The 19,154-nt window shown below is 62.3% G+C and carries 17 protein-coding genes and 1 pseudogene; 11 read left to right on the forward strand and 7 right to left on the reverse strand.

Annotated features, from left to right (window positions below):
• Nucleotides 1-658, forward strand: a 658-nt coding sequence (locus tag DBO86_RS08450) for a helicase-related protein (protein ID WP_244185526.1), incomplete at its 5' end; no start/stop codon positions are given.
• 34 nt (nt 659-692) lie between these two features.
• On the opposite strand, the gene DBO86_RS08455 is transcribed toward DBO86_RS08450, so the two are convergent.
• Nucleotides 693-1,250 (reverse strand): ABC transporter ATP-binding protein, encoded by a 558-nt coding sequence (locus tag DBO86_RS08455; protein WP_083393762.1) that lies wholly within the window; start codon nt 1,248-1,250, stop codon nt 693-695.
• Nucleotides 1,251-1,342: 92 nt separating this feature from the next.
• On the opposite strand from DBO86_RS08455, the gene dinB reads away from it, so the two are divergent.
• On the forward strand, nt 1,343-2,428 hold the full coding sequence (dinB, locus tag DBO86_RS08460) for a DNA polymerase IV (protein WP_074860608.1): 1,086 nt from the start codon (nt 1,343-1,345) through the stop codon (nt 2,426-2,428).
• A 197-nt stretch (nt 2,429-2,625) separates the two neighbouring features.
• Here the strand turns inward: dinB and DBO86_RS08465 are convergent, their stop codons facing one another.
• From DBO86_RS08465 to DBO86_RS08480, 4 genes and pseudogenes are all read right to left on the reverse strand, one after another.
• Complete coding sequence (locus DBO86_RS08465) at nt 2,626-3,024, reverse strand: META domain-containing protein (RefSeq protein ID WP_003461768.1); 399 nt, start codon at nt 3,022-3,024, stop codon at nt 2,626-2,628.
• Between the two features lie 4 nt (nt 3,025-3,028).
• Entirely contained in the window at nt 3,029-3,460 is a 432-nt protein-coding gene (locus DBO86_RS08470; protein WP_003461765.1) for a hypothetical protein, read from the reverse strand.
• Between the two features lie 27 nt (nt 3,461-3,487).
• A pseudogene (locus DBO86_RS08475) lies at nt 3,488-3,796 on the reverse strand (NAD(P)-dependent oxidoreductase); the annotation flags it as partial.
• 74 nt (nt 3,797-3,870) lie between these two features.
• Complete coding sequence (locus DBO86_RS08480) at nt 3,871-6,621, reverse strand: response regulator (RefSeq protein ID WP_108233461.1); 2,751 nt, start codon at nt 6,619-6,621, stop codon at nt 3,871-3,873.
• Between the two features lie 118 nt (nt 6,622-6,739).
• Between DBO86_RS08480 and DBO86_RS08485 the strand changes: the two genes are divergently transcribed.
• The 7 genes from DBO86_RS08485 to DBO86_RS08520 all read left to right on the forward strand — a co-directional run bounded on the left by DBO86_RS08485 (nt 6,740) and on the right by DBO86_RS08520 (nt 15,430).
• Nucleotides 6,740-7,450 (forward strand): response regulator transcription factor, encoded by a 711-nt coding sequence (locus DBO86_RS08485; RefSeq protein WP_074860602.1) that lies wholly within the window; start codon nt 6,740-6,742, stop codon nt 7,448-7,450.
• Nucleotides 7,447-8,784, forward strand: coding sequence for a sensor histidine kinase (locus DBO86_RS08490; protein ID WP_108233462.1), 1,338 nt, complete (start codon nt 7,447-7,449; stop codon nt 8,782-8,784). The genes DBO86_RS08485 and DBO86_RS08490 overlap by 4 nt, the downstream gene beginning before the upstream one ends.
• Before the next feature lie 98 nt (nt 8,785-8,882).
• Complete coding sequence (cysM, locus tag DBO86_RS08495) at nt 8,883-9,788, forward strand: cysteine synthase CysM (protein WP_108233463.1); 906 nt, start codon at nt 8,883-8,885, stop codon at nt 9,786-9,788.
• Nucleotides 9,788-11,146 (forward strand): 23S rRNA (uracil(1939)-C(5))-methyltransferase RlmD, encoded by a 1,359-nt coding sequence (rlmD, locus tag DBO86_RS08500; protein WP_108233464.1) that lies wholly within the window; start codon nt 9,788-9,790, stop codon nt 11,144-11,146. Before cysM ends, rlmD begins: the two co-directional genes overlap by 1 nt.
• Nucleotides 11,147-11,423: 277 nt before the next feature.
• A complete protein-coding gene (gene relA / locus DBO86_RS08510) occupies nt 11,424-13,667 on the forward strand; it encodes a GTP diphosphokinase (RefSeq protein ID WP_108233465.1) in 2,244 nt (747 codons plus the stop codon).
• A gap of 93 nt (nt 13,668-13,760) precedes the next feature.
• Complete coding sequence (mazG, locus tag DBO86_RS08515; RefSeq protein WP_108233466.1) at nt 13,761-14,588, forward strand: nucleoside triphosphate pyrophosphohydrolase; 828 nt, start codon at nt 13,761-13,763, stop codon at nt 14,586-14,588.
• Nucleotides 14,589-14,890: 302 nt separating this feature from the next.
• Nucleotides 14,891-15,430: a DUF2058 domain-containing protein gene (locus tag DBO86_RS08520; protein WP_003461743.1), complete on the forward strand. Its 540-nt coding sequence runs from the start codon at nt 14,891-14,893 to the stop codon at nt 15,428-15,430.
• A gap of 54 nt (nt 15,431-15,484) precedes the next feature.
• On the opposite strand, the gene DBO86_RS08525 is transcribed toward DBO86_RS08520, so the two are convergent.
• Both DBO86_RS08525 and DBO86_RS08530 read right to left on the reverse strand, forming a co-directional pair.
• Nucleotides 15,485-15,757 (reverse strand): Rho-binding antiterminator, encoded by a 273-nt coding sequence (locus tag DBO86_RS08525; RefSeq protein WP_003461742.1) that lies wholly within the window; start codon nt 15,755-15,757, stop codon nt 15,485-15,487.
• 245 nt (nt 15,758-16,002) lie between these two features.
• Nucleotides 16,003-17,250 carry an OprD family porin gene (locus DBO86_RS08530; protein ID WP_108233467.1) on the reverse strand — a complete coding sequence of 416 codons (1,248 nt, stop codon included), beginning with the start codon at nt 17,248-17,250 and terminating at the stop codon, nt 16,003-16,005.
• 319 nt (nt 17,251-17,569) lie between these two features.
• On the opposite strand from DBO86_RS08530, the gene DBO86_RS08535 reads away from it, so the two are divergent.
• The gene (locus DBO86_RS08535) at nt 17,570-18,709 is read left to right on the forward strand and encodes a DUF5610 domain-containing protein (protein ID WP_108233468.1); all 1,140 of its coding nucleotides are present in this window, start codon (nt 17,570-17,572) and stop codon (nt 18,707-18,709) included.
• Nucleotides 18,710-18,758: 49 nt separating this feature from the next.
• On the forward strand, nt 18,759-18,995 hold the full coding sequence (locus DBO86_RS08540; RefSeq protein WP_003461739.1) for a glutaredoxin family protein: 237 nt from the start codon (nt 18,759-18,761) through the stop codon (nt 18,993-18,995).
• Nucleotides 18,996-19,154 lie beyond the last annotated feature (159 nt).

The following is a 19,154-nucleotide window of genomic DNA, read 5'->3' on the forward strand; positions in this document are numbered from 1 at the left end:
TGCATGGCTGCATGTGGCAGGTCTTCAACAGCTGAACTGGGACAGCGAGGGAGTGGGTTCAAAAGCAGCTGCGCTGGTAGACTTATCCACAGTTGCTGGTAACAAAATCAGCAATCCGCCCTGGGTCAAATTTCAATCGGCAGGGTGGGTCAATTTTCCATCAGCGCCAACAGGTGATAAGGTCATCCTGTTCATGATGACAAAGCGCCTGCAACGAGTCCTCAAGCTCTGGCTGGATCAGATCTATGACCTGAATGTAGCGGTGATCAATGGTGACACCCAGGCTGTGGCGACTCGCGCCGAGGATATGACGCGCAAGAAGCTAATTGCCGAGTTTGAAGCGAAAAGTGGCTTCAACATCCTGATCATGTCGCCAGTAGCCGCTGGTGTCGGTTTGACGGTGATTGGGGCCAACCATGTGGTGCATTTAGAGCGTCATTGGAACCCGGCTAAAGAAGCGCAAGCGTCTGATCGGGTTTACCGGATCGGCCAAACCAAGCCCGTGTTCATCCATCTGCCTGCCGTCATCCACCCCCAGTTTGATTCATTCGATGTGCACCTTGACCGCTTATTGCGCGGAAAGCTGATGCTTAAAGACGCGGTAGTGACACCAGAGGCGGTTAGTGAAAGTGAGATGATGCAATCGATGGGGCTTTGATTGGGACACAGGCTCTGATGCTTAATCGAACAATTCACCCCTGCCGAGCCATATCGATCTCTATGTAGCCATCTGCGAGAGAGATGACACGATCACACTGATCAGACAGGCGCAAGTCGTGGGTGACCAGCAGCACAGCGCAGCCGAACTCGCGGTTGAACTGACGGAACAACTGAAAGACCTCTGCGGCCGATTTGCTGTCGAGGTTGCCGGTTGGCTCGTCGACCAGCAACAAGGCAGGACGGGTTATCAGTGCTCGGGCGACCGCAACTCGCTGCTGCTGCCCGCCGGAGAGCTGATCTGGCTTGCGTTTTTCCATGCCTTGCAGGCCCACACGCGACAACAGATCGATGGCCCGCCGACGCTGTTCCGTTATAGGTTTTCCAGTAGTCAGCATGAGCGGCATCAACACGTTTTCCAGCACCGTGGGCGGCAAGACGATCCGCAGCATCGGATTGGCACGCGCGCAGTTTGGTTTGACGATCAAATCAGCGGTGTACAACCTGAACGGCGCGAGGTGCGTGTAGAGATGCGAATCTGGAGAGCTGGTGGTCGTGAGGGTATAATTAAGAGAACCGAACGTAGTCGGCACCTATATTGGGGTCGGTTGATAGTCGGTTACCTGCTGTTTCGCAGTGAACGAAAAAGCGGGTATCAGAGCGGGTATCAAATCCGCAAACCCTAATGAAACCATTGAATAATCAACCGCTTACCCGCCAAAGAAAGATCATCCACGTCGACTGCGACTGCTTCTACGCCGCCATCGAGATGCGTGACGACCCGAGCCTGGCCAATCGCCCGCTGGCAGTCGGCGGTTCGGCGGACCGACGTGGGGTGATCGCTACCTGCAATTATGAGGCGCGCGCCTATGGCGTGCGTTCGGCGATGGCGTCGCGGCATGCGCTGAAGCTGTGCCCGGATCTGTTGATCGTCAAACCGCGCTTCGAGGTGTACCGCTCGGTCTCGCGTGACATTCACGGCATCTTTCGTCAGTTCACCGACCTGATCGAGCCGCTGTCGTTGGACGAGGCCTATCTGGATGTCAGCGACTCGGCGCATTTTGCCGGCAGCGCCACGCGCATCGCCCAGGAAATTCGCCGTCGTGTGGTGCAGGAGCTGCACATCACCGTGTCGGCTGGCGTCGCGCCGAACAAGTTCCTGGCCAAGATCGCCAGCGACTGGCGCAAACCCAACGGGTTGTTCGTGATTACCCCGGATCAGGTCGACGATTTCGTGGCGCAGTTGCCGGTGAACAAGCTGCATGGCGTCGGCAAGGTCACGGCGGACAAGCTGGCGCGCTTAGGCATTCGCACCTGTCTGGATCTGCGCGACTGGAACAAGCTGGCGCTGGTGCGCGAATTCGGCAGTTTCGGTGAGCGCTTGTGGCGCCTGGCGCATGGTATCGATGAGCGCGCAGTGAAGGTGGACAGCCGTCGCCAGTCGTTGAGCGTGGAGCACACCTACGATCAGGATCTGCCGGATCTGCAGAGCTGCCTGGAGAAACTGCCGGCACTGCTCGAGGAGATGAACGGCCGCCTGCAGCGTCTGGACGCCAGCTATCGACCGGACAAGCCTTTCGTCAAAGTGAAGTTTCATGATTTCACCCAGACCACCCTGGAGCAGGCGGGCGCCAGTCGCGACCTGGACAGTTACCGGCTATTGCTGAGCAACGCTTTCGCCCGTGGTGACAAGCCGGTGCGCCTGCTCGGGGTGGGCGTCAGGCTGCATGATCTGCGCGGGCGACAGGAGCAATTGGAGCTGTTTGCGTAGCCCATATACGGATGAAATCCGGGGTGTTCTTGAGCCTGAACCCGGATTGCATCCGTGCTACGCATGCAAGTACCTGCAAAGCGGCTGTTTGTAGGAGCCCCGCCTCGGGGCGAAGCCTTGCGATCCGATAGCGCCGGTGTTCGCGGCGGGGCGCCGCTCCTACAGGACAGTGTGCGTCCTGCAGGGCGAGCGTCGTGTCATTCTGCCCAGAGGCGAATTGGCTTGCCGCTGGCCGGCCACAGTTGCAGCTGGCCGATGGCGTTGAAGTCCCAGCGCTGCACTTCCTCCAACGCCGCGAGGAAGCGTTGTTCCTGCTCCATGAGGGCGGGGGCGCACAGCTTGCGGGTGCTGCCGGCTGGGTCGAAGCTGAGCGCCTGACCCTTGAGCGTATAGCCGGCGAACCAGTGGTTGCAGCCGGCATTGCCATGGGCGCGGCCGTCGGCAGCGAAGGTAATGGTCAGGTGGCTGCGGTCGATCAACGGCCGTTCACCGATCCATTCCACGCGGTAGCTGCGTTCGGTTTCCAGCTGCGGTGCGTCGCTGGCACAGCCGACCAAGGTGGCGGTGAGCAGGGCGAGGGGCAGGGCGCGGTACATGGTGTCAGGCCTCCTGGCAGGTACGGCATAGGTGTCGGCCAGCGTCGTTGCGCCAGCCAAGCTCGGCGATACGAGCTTCAGCGGCTGGTGCTTGCGCGGCTTTGCCGAGCGCGGCATCGACGGCGAATTCGAAATCCAGCTGTTTGCCGCAGCTGTCGCAGTTCACCTGCCAGTTATGGATGGCCAGCTCCTTGAACTGCGGGCCCTTGCACACGGCCAGCCATTGGCCGGGCGGGTTGATCAGGTGGCGAACCTTCTCCACTTCCAGGCGCATGTGCAGGTCGCGACTGCCCTTGAGGGTGACCAGCAGCACGTCATTGGCCTGGATCGAACCGCCGTTGCCGGTGACCTGGTAGCGGCCCGGCGCCAGTGCGCGGCATTCGGTGAGGGTGTGTTGCGGGTTGAGCAGGGAATAACGGAAATCGTGTTCGGCCATGGGTCCTCCGGATCAGCCGGCATGCTATCACGCACCGGCCTTGACCTCATTGCTTGGCTGCCCGGTGAGCCAGGCCGCGATGTTGTCCAGTGTCGTGCGGGCGATGGCATCGAGTGCTTCGTGGGTGAGAAAAGCCTGGTGCGCGGTGACGATGACGTTGGGAAAGCTCAGCAGGCGGGCCAGAGTATCGTCCTGCAGCGGCAGGTCGGAATGATCCTTGAAGAACAGTTCCGACTCTTCTTCGTAGACGTCCAGGCCCAGGTAGCCGAGCTGGCTGCTTTTCAGCGCCTTGATCAGTGCCGGCGCGTCGACCAGCGCGCCGCGGCCGGTGTTGAGGTGTCGTTGGCGGCCAGGAACGACACACGGTCGTAGCCCTTGGTGCTGAACAGGCAGATACGCATGGCAGTTCCTCAGGCGCTTTGTGCCGCCGCTTCGGTCAGGCGCGCGATTGCGGCGTCCAGTTCGTCCAGGGCGCGCTGGGCCTCGGGGTCGTCCTGTTTGAGCAAGGTCTCGCTGCGCTGGCAGGCCAGGCGCAGTTGCGGTACGCCACAGTAGCGCGTGGCGCCGTGCAGGCGATGCACTCGCTCGATCAGGGCGGTGCGTTCGCCGGCATCGCGTGCCTGGCGTATGGCCTGGCGGTCGCCGGGCAGACCGGCCAGCAGCATGCTCAGCATGTCCGCCGCCAGATCGGCTTTGCCTGCGGCCAGGCGCAGGCCTTCTTCGGCGTCGAGTACCTTGGGTTGCGACTGCGGCGCAGCAGCCGGTGCAATCCTCTGATTGGGCTGGTTGCGCAGATTCAGCCCCGTCCACTTGAGCACCACCTGGGCCAGTTGGCGTTCGTTGATTGGCTTGGTCAGGTAGTCGTCCATGCCGCTCTGCAGCAGGGCGCGCTTTTCGTTGGCCAGCGCGTGGGCAGTAAGGGCGATGATTGGCGTGGCGCTGCGACCCTGTTCGCTTTCCCACTGGCGAATCGCTTCGGTGGCTTCGCGGCCATCCATGCCGGGCATCTGCACGTCCATGAACACCAGGTCGAAGCTGCCGTGCTGTACCGCTTCTATAGCCGCGTAGCCGCTGTCCACGGCGGTGACCTGGGCGCCGAGATCATCCAGCAGGGTCTGTACCAGCAGCAGGTTGGCCGGGTTGTCGTCGACGCAGAGAATCTGTGGCCGGTGTGTGTCGCCGATGGCGACTGGCTCGGTGCTCGTGCGTGGCGGATTGACCAGCTCGACCAGTGCCTTGTGCAGTTTGCGCGTGCAGGCGGGCTTGGCTTGCAGTTGCGTGTAAGCGTCGGGCAGACGTTCGTGAAACAGCCCCAGTTCGGTGGTCGGGCACAGCACCAGGGCCTTGCAGCCGAGCCGGTCGAGCTCCTCGATACGCTGGCCGAGGCTGTCGGGTGGTAGTTGGCTGGCGGTGATGCCAAGCACAGCCAGGCTCAGCGGTCGTTCCTGATTCTGCTGCTGGTTAACCGCATCGAAGAGTTGGGCGGGATCGGCGAAGCTTTCCACCTCCAGGCCGCAGTCTTCGAGTTGGTGGGCCAGCGCCTTGCGCGCCAGCTCGTGGCTTTCCAGCACAGCCACGCGGCGGCCCTGTAGAGAGGCACGTGGCAGGTCTTCGGTGTCGTCGCGGGCCTTGGGCAGGGTCAGGGTGATCCAGAACTCAGAGCCTTCGCCCGGGGTGCTGTCGACGCCGATCTCGCCGCCCATCTGCTCGATCAGGCGTTTGGAAATTACCAGGCCGAGGCCGGTGCCACCGGCCTGGCGGCTGAGCGAGTTATCAGCCTGGCTGAAGGCCTGAAATAGCGCGCGCAGGTCTTCAGCCGACAGGCCGATGCCGGTGTCCATCACGCTGATACGCAGTTGCGCGCTGTCGGCTCTTTCGTCCTCGACCATGGCGCGCATGACGATGGTGCCTTCGTGGGTGAACTTGATCGCATTGCTGACCAGGTTGGTCAGTACCTGCTTCAGGCGCAGCGGGTCACCGCGCAGAGCCAACGGGGTGTCGCGGTAGACCAGGCTGACCAGCTCCAGCCGCTTTTCATGGGCCGCGGGAGCGAGGATGGTCAGGGTGTCCTGCAGCAGGTCGCGCAGGTTGAACGGAATGCTCTCCAGTACCAGTTTGCCGGCCTCGATCTTGGAGAAGTCGAGTACCTCGTTGATGATGCCGAGCAGGTTGTCGGCAGAGTTTTCGATGGTGGCCAGGTAGTCGCGCTGACGTGGGCTTAGCTCGCTTTTCTGCAGCAGGTTGGTGAAGCCGAGAATACCGTTGAGCGGGGTGCGAATTTCGTGACTCATGTTGGCCAGGAATTCGGACTTGATACGGCTGGCTTCCAGCGCCTCCTTGCGTGCGAAGTCCAGCTCGATGTTCTGGATTTCGATGGTTTCCAGGTTCTGCCGCACGTCCTCGGTGGCCAGCTCGATGCTGTGCTGCAGTTCTTCCTGCGCGTTCTGCAGGGCCTCGGCCATGCGGTTGATGCCGGCGGCCAGCTCATCCATCTCATGGCTGCCCAGCGGCGGCAGGCGGGTTTGCAGGTGGCCGTCCTTGAGCTGGGCAACCCCCGCTTTGATTTCGTGCAAGGGGGCAATGATGCTGCGGCTCATGCGCAGGGCGAGCATGGCTGTCAGGGCCAGACCGCCGATGATCAGCAGCAGGCTGGCGAACAGGCTGCGGTAGCCGCTGAGCAAGGTGCCCTGATGCGAAAGCTCCAGCTCGACCCAGCCGAGCAACTGGAAGTTGGCTTCATCGGCCTGATCGTCGCTCAGCGCCAGATGTTGGTCATAGATCGGTAGCAGAAAGCGCGTGGCGTCCTGGCCGCTGATGCGGTTGAGGGTCGGTTGGCTGGCCGGTGACAGGTTGAGCATGCTCGGGCCGGCATAGGCCAGCGGCGTGCGTTCGGGCGTGAGCAAGGCCACCGCACGTACATCCGGGTGCTCCAGCGCCTGTCGGGCTATGCGCTCGAGTTTGCTCACATCCTGTTGGTGCAGGGCCGGAGCGCTCAGGGGTGCCAGGTGTTCGACCAGCATCTCGCCGCGTTGCAGCAGTTGCGTCTGCAGGCCCGAGAGCTGTACCCAGGTGAAATAGCCGCCCAGCACCAGCGCCAGCAAGCTGGTGGGCAGCAAAGTGAGCAGCAGTACGCGGCCTCTGATGCTGAGATCCTTGAACACGACCTTCCTCCTTAATTACATGCCGGCAGTGTAGCGATTCGGCGCGCTGGAATCTTTAGGTGAGCGATTGTCGTTTAATAGGTAGAATTGTTCTCATTATGCCTTCTGGTTCCTGGCCATGCTGACCTCCACGCGCACCCCGGCTCGCATTCTTGCCGTCGAAGACGATCCACTGCTTGCCTGCCATCTGCAATCGCACCTGATGGGCTGTGGGTTCGATGTAACCCTCAGGCATGACGGCAGCGAAGGCCTGCAACTGGCTGAACGTGAGGATTTCGATCTGATTCTGATGGATATCCTGCTGCCGGGAATCAGTGGTCTGGAGGCTCTGCAGCGGCTGCGCCGGCAACGCAGCGTGCCGGTCTTGCTGATGTCGGCTCTGGGGGACGAGCAGAACCGCATCGCCGGTTTCAGTCAGGGTGCCGATGACTACCTGCCCAAGCCCTTCAGTCTTGGTGAGTTGAGCGTACGGGTAGAAGCCATTCTGCGTCGTGTCGCCTATGAGCGTCGTGAGCCTCAGCCAGGTTCAGAGGGCAATGGCTTGCAGTTCGACGAAGGGCGCAGCGATGTCGCCTTTCGTGGCCACTGGGGCGGTCTGACGCCCAGCGAATACCGGGTGCTGGAGCTGCTCTGGCGACACCAGGACGAGGCGCTGAGCAAGCCTTTCCTTTATCAGCAGGCGCTGCGCCGTGCTTACGCTCAGCATGACCGCAGTCTGGATATGCATGTCAGCCACATCCGCCGCAAACTGCTGGCTGTCGGTTACGAGGCTGCGCGCGTCGATACCGTGTGGGGCAAGGGCTACGTTCTGGTCAGGGCCGGCGCATGAGTCTGCCGGGCCGGCACTCGCTGCTCTGGCGCCTGGCTGGTGCGCTGGCCCTGTTCTGCCTGCTGTTGGTCAGCCTGCATGTGGATGTGGGGCGTGAACTGATCGAGGCGACCTCCTATCTGCCCGAACCCACCCGGCAGACGCTCAAGGGCTATGCCCGTGAGGCGGAGACGGCCTGGCAAGAGGAAGGCTCATCCGGGGTCGATGCCTTTCTCCGGCAATTGCAGGAGCGCGAGCAGATCTGGGCCGTGGTGGTCGATGCTCACAAGCGGTCGCTGTCTTCCCGACCGCTGAGCGCCGAACAGGCGCAGCGTTTGGATTTCGTGCGCAAGCTGGATTTTTCCGTTGGACGCCCCGGCGCTACGCCGACCTTTTATATCCCCTTCAATGCTGGCGAGGCGCGCTTGGTGATGGAGCTGCCGCAGCGCCTGAACCCGCGCCGTTACAACATGCTCTGGGAGGCGTTGTTGCAGCGTGTGCTGCCGGCCGTGCTGGCTGTGCTCGTGGCGTTGTTGCTGTATCGCCTGTTGATTGCTCCGCTGGCGATTCTCCGGCGTCAGGCTGCGGCCCTCAGTGCAGGCGATCTGTCCGCCAGGCTCGGCGCGCAGGTCACCGGGCGCAGGGATGAGCTGGGTGAGCTGGCGCGAACCTTCGATCATATGGCTGAGCGCCTGGACGGCACCGTAGCCTTTCAGCGCCAGCTGCTGCGTGATCTGTCCCATGAGCTGCGCACGCCCCTGGCCCGCCTGCGCGTGGCCGGGGAGAGCGAGCAGGACGGCGAGGCGCTGCGTCAGCGTCTGGCGCGTGAAGTCGAGGAAATGGAAAAACTGGTCGGCGATGCCTTGGAGCTGGTCTGGCTGGACACCGAACGGCCCAGCTTGCCGCTGGAAGAGGTGGACATCGTCAGGCTCTGGGATGTGCTGCGCGAGAACGCCGGCTTCGAGACCGGCTGGCCCATTGAGCGCATGCCCTGCGAGCTGCCGGTAGGTTGCCGAGTGCGCGGCAACCTCAATGGCCTGGCGCAGGCGCTGGAAAACATCCTGCGCAATGCCATCCGGCATTCGCCGCACGGCGGGCTGGTTCGCCTCGCTGGTTGGCAGGAAGGCGATCATTGGTTGCTGTGGGTCGAGGATCAGGGGCCGGGTGTGGCGGAAAACGAGCTGGAGACGATCTTCCGTCCGTTTACCCGTCTCAGCACCGCCAGGCCGGGCGGCGACGGTTTCGGCCTGGGGCTGGCGATCGCCCGTAGCATGATCGAGACACAAGGCGGACGCGTCTGGGCCGAGAACGGCAGGCATGGCTTGCGCGTATCGCTGCGCATGCCGGTGGCCTGATCACGCCGAACAGCCGCTGGTTACGTTCGCTGGGTGATGCCGCGACGGGTTCGGCGTATCATGACGCCCCTTCGCGTCAGTCTGGATTCGAGCGACCCATGACCCTGCAATTCCCCACCATTGCCGACTGCATCGGTAATACCCCTCTGGTACGCCTGCAACGCCTGGGAGGTGATACCAGCAACACCCTGCTGGTCAAGCTGGAAGGCAACAATCCGGCCGGTTCGGTCAAGGATCGGCCGGCCCTGTCGATGATCAACCGCGCCGAGCTGCGTGGTGATATCCAGCCTGGCGATACCCTGATCGAAGCCACCAGTGGCAACACCGGCATCGCCTTGGCCATGGCCGCGGCGATCAAGGGTTACAAGATGATCCTGATCATGCCGGACAACTCCACCGCCGAGCGCAAGTGGGCGATGACCGCTTATGGCGCCGAGCTGATCCTGGTGAGCAAGGAAGAGGGCATGGAAGGCGCCCGTGATCTGGCCGAGCGCCTGCAGGCCGAAGGGCGCGGCAAGGTGCTGGATCAGTTCGCCAACGGCGACAATCCCGAGGCGCACTACAGCGGTACCGGCCCCGAGATCTGGCGCCAGACCGGCGGGACCATCACCCATTTCATCAGCTCCATGGGCACCACCGGCACCATCATGGGCACCTCGCGCTATCTCAAGGAGCAGAACCCGGCGATCCAGATCGTCGGTCTGCAACCGCAGGAAGGCTCGGCCATCCCCGGCATTCGCCGCTGGCCCGAGGAATACCTGCCGAAGATCTATCAGGCCGAACGGGTCGATCAGGTGATGGACATGGGCCAGGCCGAGGCCGAGCACGTCATGCGGCGCCTGGCGCGGGAAGAGGGCATCTTCTGCGGCGTTTCGTCCGGCGGTTCGGTGGCCGGCATGCTGCGCCTGTCGCAACAGGTGGAGAACGCAGTGCTGGTGGCGATCATCTGCGACCGTGGCGACCGTTACCTGTCCACCGGCGTTTACGAAGAACCGGCGCACTGATGGCCAGACGCAGCTCCAACCTGCGCTTTCAGCCCAGCGGCGGCAGTCGTGCGGCGCAGGTTCCGGTCGGCAAGAAGCAGAAGCTCGCCATCGAACGCCTGGCGGGTGACGGTCGCGGCATTGCCTTCGAAGGCGGGCGCACCTGGTTCGTCAGTGGCGCCCTGGCCGGCGAGCAGGTCGAGGCGCGGGTACTCAGTGCCCGCAGCCAGACCGTCGAGGCGCGTGCCGAACGCATCATCGCCGCCAGCAGCGAGCGCCGCGCGGCGCCCTGCATTCATGCTGACCGCTGCGGCGGCTGCAACCTGCAGCATATGCCCCATGCCGATCAGTTGGCCCTGAAACAGCGCACGCTGGCCGAGCAGTTGTCACGCCTGGGCGGCGTGCAGCCAGATGAGTGGGCTGCGCCGCTGGTTGGCCCCGAACTCGGTTACCGGCGCCGCGCACGCGTTGCCGTGCGCTGGGATGCCAAGGCGCGGCAGCTGCAGGTCGGTTTCCGTGCCGAGGCCAGCCAGGACATCGTGGCCATTGACCAATGTCCGGTACTGGTACAGCCCTTGCAGCCCATTTTCAGCGCCTTGCCGGCCTTGCTGCGCAGTCTGGAAAAGCCACAGGCAGTCGGGCACGTGGAACTGTTCAGCGGTACTGCCGAAGCATTGTTGCTGCGCCATACGACAGCGCTCGCCGAGGCGGATCTGAGCCGCCTGCGCGTGTTCTGCAGCGAGCATGATGCGCAGCTGTGGCTGCAGGGCGAAGGGCTGCCACTACCTGATGAGCCGAGTGCTGAGCTCGGCTTTGAGTTGCAACGCTGGCACTTGCAACTGGCCTATCGGCCGGGTGATTTCGTCCAGGTCAATGGTCTGGTCAACGCAGCCATGGTCGCTCAGGCGCTAGACTGGTTGGGCGTGCAGCCTGGCGAGCGGGTACTGGATCTGTTCTGCGGTCTGGGCAATTTCGCCCTGCCGCTGGCGCGTCAGGCTGCCGAAGTGGTGGCTGTGGAAGGCGTCGCCGCGATGGTGCAGCGGGCCGCTGACAACGCGCTCCACAATGGCTTGGACAATGTGCACTTTTATCGCGCCGACCTGTCCAAGCCGCTGGTCAACGAGACCTGGGCGCGTGGGGGGTTTGCCGCTGTGCTGCTCGATCCGCCGCGTGACGGCGCGCTGGAGGCGGTACGTGGGATGAGCGAGCTGGGCGCGCGGCGCCTGGTCTATGTATCCTGCAACCCGACCACGCTGGCACGTGATGCGGCCGAGTTGCTGCGGCAGGGCTATCGCCTGCGCCGTGCCGGGATTCTCGACATGTTTGCGCAAACCGCGCATGTCGAGGCGATGGCTCTATTCGAGAAATCCGAGCCCTAGCCTCGGTCTAACAGGTCGTTGAAAAACGTAGGCGAGGCGGGCAAGACAAGGCAAAAGCGGCCGAGAAAGCGCAGTTTAGGTGTTCTAAATGAGCATTTTGAGGCCGTTTTTAACGCAGTATTGCCAACGCAGGTAGTTTTTCAACGACCTGTCAAAGCGGTACGTTCGGTACCGCAGGGATGCGCAGGACGCGCACCCTTTCAGTTAATCCGACCGGCTCAGAGAAGGCCGGCGACTGCTCGGTGCCGCTCAGGCGCACCGTAGGGAAGGTAAGACGATGGTTCAGGTGAGAGCGCATCAGCCGGTCAACGACGACGGCAGCATCAATCTTGTGGCCTGGTTGGATCATGTCACTCGTGTCGATCCGGCGCTGGATCGCCAGGCATTGCAAGAGGCCTGCGAGTTCGCCCGTGATCTGGAGCAGCAGGCCAACACCACACCGCATCACTGGAGTGAGGACGCATCTACATTCCGCGCCGGTCTCGACATCGCGGAAATCCTCGCCGATCTCAAGCTCGATCAGGATTCGCTGGTCGCGGCGATCATTTATCGCGGCGTACGTGAAGGCAAGATCACCCTGGCTGCGGTGCACCAGCGCTTCGGTCCGGTGGTGGCCAAGCTGATCGAAGGCGTGCTGCGCATGGCGGCGATCAGCGCCAGTATCAATCCGCGTGAATCGGTGGTGGTCGGCTCGCAGACGCAGGTGGAGAACCTGCGCAAGATGCTGGTGGCCATGGTCGACGACGTGCGCGTGGCGCTGATCAAGCTGGCCGAGCGTACCTGCGCCATCCGTGCGGTCAAGGAGGCCGACGAAGACAAGCGCCAGCGCGTGGCACGCGAAGTGTTCGACATCTATGCGCCGCTGGCCCACCGCCTGGGCATCGGCCATATCAAGTGGGAGCTGGAGGATCTGTCCTTCCGCTACCTGGAGCCGGAGCAGTACAAGCAGATCGCCAAGCTACTGCACGAGCGTCGCCTCGATCGCGAGCAGTACATCAACGACGCTATGGCGAATCTGCGTCAGGAGCTGGAAGCCACCGGTATCAAGGCCGATATCAGCGGCCGGGCGAAACATATCTATTCGATCTGGCGCAAGATGCAGCGCAAGGGCCTGCAATTCAGCCAGATCTATGATGTGCGCGCAGTGCGGGTGCTGGTGCCAGAGGTGCGTGATTGCTACACCACCCTGGGCATCGTGCATACCCTGTGGCGGCACATTCCCAAGGAGTTCGACGACTACATCGCCAACCCCAAGGAAAACGGCTACCGCTCGCTGCACACCGCCGTGCTCGGGCCGGAGGGCAAGGTGCTGGAGGTGCAGATTCGCACCCACGCCATGCACGAAGAGGCCGAGCTGGGGGTTTGTGCACACTGGCGCTATAAGGGCACCGACGTCAAATCCGGCTCCAACCACTACGAAGAGAAGATCTCCTGGCTGCGTCAGGTCATCGAGTGGCACGAGGAGCTGGGCGATATCGGCGGCCTGGCCGAACAGCTGCGCGTGGATATCGAACCGGATCGGGTTTACGTGTTCACCCCCGACGGCCACGCCATCGACCTGCCCAAGGGCGCCACACCGCTGGACTTCGCCTACCGCGTGCACACCGAGATCGGCCACAACTGCCGCGGCGCCAAGGTCAACGGGCGCATCGTGCCGCTGACCTACAGCCTGCAGACCGGCGAGCAGGTGGAAATCATCACCAGCAAGCAAGGCACTCCCAGTCGCGACTGGCTCAACCCCAACCTGGGCTATGTCACCACCAGCCGCGCGCGGGCGAAGATCGTCCACTGGTTCAAGTTACAGGATCGCGATCAGAACGTCGCCGCCGGCAAGCAGTTGCTTGAGCGCGAGCTGGCGCGCCTGGCCCTGGTCGGTGCGGACTTCGACAAGCTGGCCGAGAAGGCCAACCTGAAAACTGCTGATGACCTGTTCGCCGCCCTGGGGGCCGGCGATGTGCGCCTGGCTCATGCGGTCAACCTGGCGCAGCAACTGCTTGAGCCTGAGCGCGGCAACGAGCAGCTGGAGTTGATCCCGCGCAAGGCGCAGGGGTTCAAGCCGGGCAAGCGCGGCGACATTCAGATCCAGGGCGTCGGCAACCTGCTGACACAGATGGCCGGCTGTTGCCAGCCGCTGCCGGGCGACCCTATCGTCGGTTACATCACTCTCGGCCGTGGCGTCACCATCCACCGTCAGGACTGCCCGACGGCACTGCAGCAAACGGCGCGCGAGCCGGAGCGGATGATCCAGGTGAGCTGGGGGCCGGTGCCGGTGCAGACCTACCCGGTGGAGATCGTCATCAAGGCCTACGACCGTTCCGGTCTACTGCGTGACGTCACCCAGGTACTGCTCAACGAAAAACTCAACGTGCTGGCGGTCAACACCCACTCGAACAAGGAGGACAACACCGCCTCCATGTCGATCACCGTGGAGATCCCGGGGCTCGATGCGCTCGGGCGTCTGCTGGCGCGTATCGGCCAGTTGCCCAACATCATCGAGGCGCGTCGCCAGCGGGCCAATTAAGCGGCACGCTTCAGGTGACAAGCAGCAAGTCAGAGGCGCCGCTGCGCCCTTTCTTGTGGCTTGCCGCTTGTAGCGTCCAGCCCAGGAGTTTTTATGTACCAACTCGACGATCTGCTGCACCTGATGGCGCGTCTGCGTGACCCGCAACACGGCTGCCCGTGGGATCTCAAGCAAAGCTATGCAAGCATCGTGCCCTACACCCTGGAGGAGGCTTACGAGGTCGCCGACGCCATCGAGCGTGGTGACTTCGAGCATCTTCCGGGTGAGCTGGGCGACCTGCTGTTTCAAGTGGTCTATTACAGCCAGCTGGCGCAGGAGGAGGGCCGTTTCGATTTTGCCCGCGTGGTCGATGGCATCACTGCCAAGCTGATCCGGCGCCACCCACATGTCTTCCCTGATGGCGATCTGTACGGCGCCCCGGATGCGGCCAAGCTGGAGGAGGCTGCGGTCAAGCAGCGTTGGGAAGAGCTCAAGGCGCAGGAGCGTGCGGAAAAGGCTGCGGCACCTGAACAGCTGTCCCTGCTCGATGACGTACCCACTGCACTGCCGGCGCTGTCGCGTGCGGCCAAGCTGCAGAAGCGTGCGGCCCAGGTCGGTTTCGACTGGCCCGAGGCACTGCCGGTGGTGGACAAGGTGCGCGAAGAGCTGGATGAAGTGCTCGAAGCCATGAGTGAGAACGATGCCGAGGCGGTGGCCGAAGAGATCGGCGACCTGCTGTTTGTCGTCAGCAACCTGGCACGGCACCTGAAGGTTGATCCTGAAAGCGCGTTGCGTGCTGCCAATGGCAAGTTCGAGCGGCGTTTTCGCTTCATTGAGCAAAGCGTGCGTGAGGCCGGTCGTCGCCTGGACAGTTGCTCGTTGGAGGAGCTGGACGCGCTATGGGGCGAGGCGAAGAAGCAGGAAAAACAGGCTCCTGGCTAATGCCGATCAGATAAGGTTGCCAAGGCGGCCTTTCGTAGGAGTCCCGCCCCGGGGCGAAGCTTTTCAATTGCGCATCGCCCTGGTTCGCGGCGGGGCGCCGCTCCTACGCATTGGCAGCGTCGACGCTTGACTGACGGGTATAACGCAGCCTGGCTGCTGAATTGCTTTTCCCGGGTTGCATCGGGCTACGGTGGGTTTTCGGGCTGGAGCCGCTGCGCCTTAGCCCTTATGCTGGGCGCCTTGGATTGGCAGCGCAAATCTGTGTCGCTGCCGCAACTGAATCATGTTCGGGATCTTTAGTCATGGGTCTTTCCCTGCGCGATCAACTACTCAAAGCCGGTCTGGTCAATGAAAAGCAGGCCAAACAGGCCGGCAAGCAACAACAGAAGCAGCAGCGTCTGGCCAAGAAAGGCCAGGCCGAACTGGATGACAGCACACGCCAGGCCGCGCTGCAGGCGCAAGCCGAAAAGGCCGCACGTGATCAGGAGCTGAATCGTCAGCAGCAGGAAAAAGCCGAACAGAAAGCCCGTGCGGCGCAGGTCAAGCAACTGATCGAGCGCTCACGCCTGCCCAAGCTCGACGGCGAGGACTACTACAACTTCGTCGATGACAAGAAGGTCAAGCGCCTGCCGGTCAACACCATGGTGCGCAACAAGCTGTCCAACGGCTGGCTGGCCATCGTCCGTCATGGCGGTGGTTACGAGATCATCCCGCGCGAGGCTGCGCTGAAGATTCAGGAGCGCGATGCATCGCGCATCGTCCTGCTCAACACCCATGTCGAAGAGCCAGATGCCGATGATCCTTACGCGGCTTATCAGATTCCTGATGATCTGATGTGGTAATACCGCATCGCAGGACGCCGTAGGGTGCGCCGTGCGCACCGCGCCGCCCTGAGATTAGCAGCGGTTGCCGCTCAACAGCACTCGACCAAAGCTGGCGCCTGCATCCTGCGGGGTGATCGCCAGCAGGCGATCCATACGCAGGCGCTGCTCGCCCTCGGCAGTACGCACCAGCAGAAACTCTTCCTTGCTCGCCGTGGTTTCGGTGGTCAGGGCCTGGCCCAGTAGGGTCGAGCCGTCGACCAGTTCGATATCCAGTTGATAGCGGTGCATGCAGGCGATCTCCAGGTAGTCGTAGAGATCACAGGCCAAGGGTTGGTAGTTGTCCATCGAGGGCGTCCTCCGTGTTGGTCAGGCCAGCCCGGAATGAAGTAGTCGTCATTCCCGCGCAGGCGGGAAACCAGAACCCCGCAGTATCTGGGCTCCCGCCTTCGCGGGAGTGACGGTGTACAGCTTTTGAGCGTATCCCTGGTCGAGAAGGGGTCAGGCAGCGCGTGCTTTTCCAGCTTCGATAAAAACCAAAAACGCCGCAACCCGATACTGGTGTTACGGCGTTTTCGTTTCGCGGACGCGCCTTACATCAACGGAATGGTGTAGCTGACGATCAGGCGGTTTTCGTCCAGATCGCCAATGTTCGCGTTGGAGCGCACCATCGCGTTACGCCAGCGCACGCCAAGGTTCTTCAGCGGGCCCTGCTGAATGATGTAGCTGATATCCACGTCGCGTTCCCATTCCTTGCCACTCGCCCCACCCACACCGTCGAAGCCGTCACCGGTGACGTAGCGGACGAAAGCTGTCAGACCCGGAATGCCGTAGCTGGCGAAGTTGACGTCATAGCGTGCCTGCCAGGATTTCTCGTCTTCACGGGTGAAATCGAGAATCTGGATATAGTTGACGATGTAGGGGTCGGTCTCGTTGAGGAAAGGGAATGCGCCGTGGCCGCTGACTTTCTGATAGCCAAGGCGGAACGTGTGCGCACCAATGCCTGCCCAAAGGTTGACCGAGGTCAGGTTGTTGTCCAGAGTGCCGCCGAGTTTGCGGCCGTTGTCCTGGGAGTCGAAATAGGCCAGGTTGGCGCCCAGCTTCCAGTCGCCGATCGGCTGCACGTGGATCAGGTTGTACAGCTTCTGGTCGTAGATATCTTCCAGCTCGCCGTACCACACGCCGACCGTGGTGTTGCCGCCATTGAACTTGTAGTCGCCGCCGGCGAAGTTGTAGCGGTCGCTTTCGCCGCCGATGTTGGTGGCGGTGATATCCACCCTGTCGGTAGAGGCGCGTTGGTTGACGTCACGCAGTTGGCCGCCATTGAGCGTCAGCCCGTCGATTTCCTGCGAGGTGATCATGCCGCCGGTGAACACCTGCGGCAGCAGGCGCGAGTCGCCGGAGGAGACGATGGGCAGCTTGGGCATCAGCCCGCCGACCTTGCCGACGGTCTTGGAAATGCGTGCCTTGACCGCGCCGCTGAGCTCGGAATATTCGTCCGGCCCCTCGTTGCCGAAAGCGTTGGGCAGCAGGCCGGTGGCGGCGCGTTCATCAGACGAGTCGAGCTTCAGGCCCAGGCCTGCATAAGCATCCAGACCAAAACCGACGGTACCCTCGGTGAAGCCGGACTCGGCCTTGAGAATGAAGCCCTGCGCCCATTCCTCGCGTTTGGACTGCTGGGCAGCCGTCGTGTCGCGCAGGTCGCGATTCATATAGAAATTGCGCAGTTCCAGCGTCGCTTTGCTGTCGCCGATGAAGTCAGCCTGTGCCAGGCTCGGTAGAGTCAGGCTGGCGCCCAGCGTGGCGAGGGCCACGACGCGGGCGAGGGGAGTTTTGCTCATTATTGTTGTCTCCTCGTTGTTATTGGCAGGTCGGCCACGATGTGACCGACCAGTTACGGCGCGATGAAATAAAGCATTTCACCTGCGAGTCGACTGTAAGACTTTAGTCTGGCGGGGCTTTGAGCGTGGCTGGAGCGTAGGTGAGGGCGGCCTCTAGATCGCGGTTAGCAGGGATTTTCTGGGTTTGGCCATCGAGCGGGAAAATCTCGTTCGAGCGCAAACGAGCTGAGAAAAGTCGACAACCGTTGGTCGATAAAGGTTAAAGCTTGCCTTTCAACGGCCGTTAAGTTCGGCAGATAACCTGTTTGGGTACCCCGTCATGAATCCTCTGAGCTCACTGAATTCGGCCGCTTCCCGCACTGCGCAAGCCAGCCAGGCTTTGGCGGCGCGCAGCAATGCCGTCGATGCCCAGGCCACCTTGGCCAATCGCCTCGCCGAGAAGCTCGGTGTGCCGTCGGGCTCGTTGTCTGGATCGCGTGATGAATACACCCCGGAGAAAGTGGCGGGGCGGATTCTGGGGTTCATCGAGCAGCGCCTGCAGAGCGAGGCGGCGGCTGGCGCTGATCCGACCAAATTGGACAAGCTGCTGTCCCAGGCGCGTGATGGAGTGGAGAAAGGCTTCGCCGAGGCGCGCAAGATTCTCGATGGCATGGGTGTGCTCAAGGGCCAGGTGGCTGGCGATATCGATGACACCTACAAGCGCATTCAGGATGGTTTCACCGATCTCGACAAGCGCTTCGGCAGCGCTGTCCCGAGCGCGGGGGACACGGTTGCTGTGGCGGGCTACAGCGAGCGCTTCAGTGCGTTGGCGGAGACCTTCGACCTGTCCGTCACGACCCGCGATGGCGATCGCCTGCGTATTTCCGTGGCAAAGGCTTCGGCCAGCTGGTCGCAGAGCAGTTTCGCCGCTTCCAGCGACGGTAAGCCCACCACTGTGGTGGGCAGTAGTCAGTCTGGCAGCATGCGCATCGGTGGCTGGCAGGTGGATGTCGAGGGTGAGCTGGACGACGACGAGATCAAGGCGTTGGAGAAGCTTTTCAGTCAGGTGCAGGATCTCTCCGACAAGTTCTACGCCGGTGATCTGGCAGGTGTCTTCGACCGTGCCATGGCGGTGGATATGGACGGTGAGCAACTGGCTTCGATGTCGCTGCGCCTGACGCAGACCAGCGTGCGTCAGGCCACCGATGCCTATGGCGCCGTGGCTGGGCAAGGCGCCAGTGCAGTCAATGCCGGGCTGCAGGAATATGCCCAGGGCCTGCTCGATGCGCTGCGCAGTGCCGGCGACCTGGCGCAGGATGCCGGCGGCATGCTCAAAGAGTTGCTCAAGGGCGGCTTCTCGCTCGATGAGCGCTTCGACCTGCCGCGCCTGGAAAAAGCCGACAGCCTCAACCGCAGCCTGCTCGACGGCTTGCAGTCGCTGCTCGCTGGCCAAGCGGGCAAGGGCGTTGACGCGAGCTGATCGACAGCTGGTGCTAAACTGCGCACCTTGCTGATAGTGAGGTGCGCTCATGACGCCTGAATGCCAACTTTTCGGAACCCTGGGCTGCCACCTTTGTGAGGTGGCCGAGGCGTTGCTCATGCCATTCGTCGAGAATGGTCTGCTGGTCGAGTTGATCGACATCGCCGAGCACGAAGGGATGGTCGAGCAGTACGGTTTGCGCATTCCGGTGCTGCGCCGCTGCGACAGTGGAAGCGAGCTGAACTGGCCATTCGATGCCGAGCAGGTGGTGGCTTTTCTGAGCTGAAAGGCGCTACCGACAAATCGAAGGCAATAAAAACCCGCCGACAGAGACAGGAATAGAACTTCTTTCGCCACCTACTGTTCTTACTTGGGTTTTTTATTTTCCATCGAAAGGTTAAAACCACCGGCTTTCAGCCGGTGAGCTTTAGCGCCACCATGCGGG

Source organism: Ectopseudomonas oleovorans (assembly GCF_003052605.1).
GTDB lineage: Bacteria > Pseudomonadota > Gammaproteobacteria > Pseudomonadales > Pseudomonadaceae > Aquipseudomonas > Aquipseudomonas oleovorans_A.

Coding starts and splice junctions, on each gene's coding strand:
- dinB (WP_074860608.1), top strand. CDS start 1,343: ATGAAACCATTGAATAATCAACCGCTTACCCGCCAAAGAAAGATCATC.
- DBO86_RS08465 (WP_003461768.1), bottom strand. CDS start 3,024: ATGTACCGCGCCCTGCCCCTCGCCCTGCTCACCGCCACCTTGGTCGGC.
- DBO86_RS08470 (WP_003461765.1), bottom strand. CDS start 3,460: ATGGCCGAACACGATTTCCGTTATTCCCTGCTCAACCCGCAACACACC.
- DBO86_RS08485 (WP_074860602.1), top strand. CDS start 6,740: ATGCTGACCTCCACGCGCACCCCGGCTCGCATTCTTGCCGTCGAAGAC.
- DBO86_RS08490 (WP_108233462.1), top strand. CDS start 7,447: ATGAGTCTGCCGGGCCGGCACTCGCTGCTCTGGCGCCTGGCTGGTGCG.
- cysM (WP_108233463.1), top strand. CDS start 8,883: ATGACCCTGCAATTCCCCACCATTGCCGACTGCATCGGTAATACCCCT.
- rlmD (WP_108233464.1), top strand. CDS start 9,788: ATGGCCAGACGCAGCTCCAACCTGCGCTTTCAGCCCAGCGGCGGCAGT.
- relA (WP_108233465.1), top strand. CDS start 11,424: ATGGTTCAGGTGAGAGCGCATCAGCCGGTCAACGACGACGGCAGCATC.
- mazG (WP_108233466.1), top strand. CDS start 13,761: ATGTACCAACTCGACGATCTGCTGCACCTGATGGCGCGTCTGCGTGAC.
- DBO86_RS08520 (WP_003461743.1), top strand. CDS start 14,891: ATGGGTCTTTCCCTGCGCGATCAACTACTCAAAGCCGGTCTGGTCAAT.
- DBO86_RS08525 (WP_003461742.1), bottom strand. CDS start 15,757: ATGGACAACTACCAACCCTTGGCCTGTGATCTCTACGACTACCTGGAG.
- DBO86_RS08530 (WP_108233467.1), bottom strand. CDS start 17,250: ATGAGCAAAACTCCCCTCGCCCGCGTCGTGGCCCTCGCCACGCTGGGC.
- DBO86_RS08535 (WP_108233468.1), top strand. CDS start 17,570: ATGAATCCTCTGAGCTCACTGAATTCGGCCGCTTCCCGCACTGCGCAA.
- DBO86_RS08540 (WP_003461739.1), top strand. CDS start 18,759: ATGACGCCTGAATGCCAACTTTTCGGAACCCTGGGCTGCCACCTTTGT.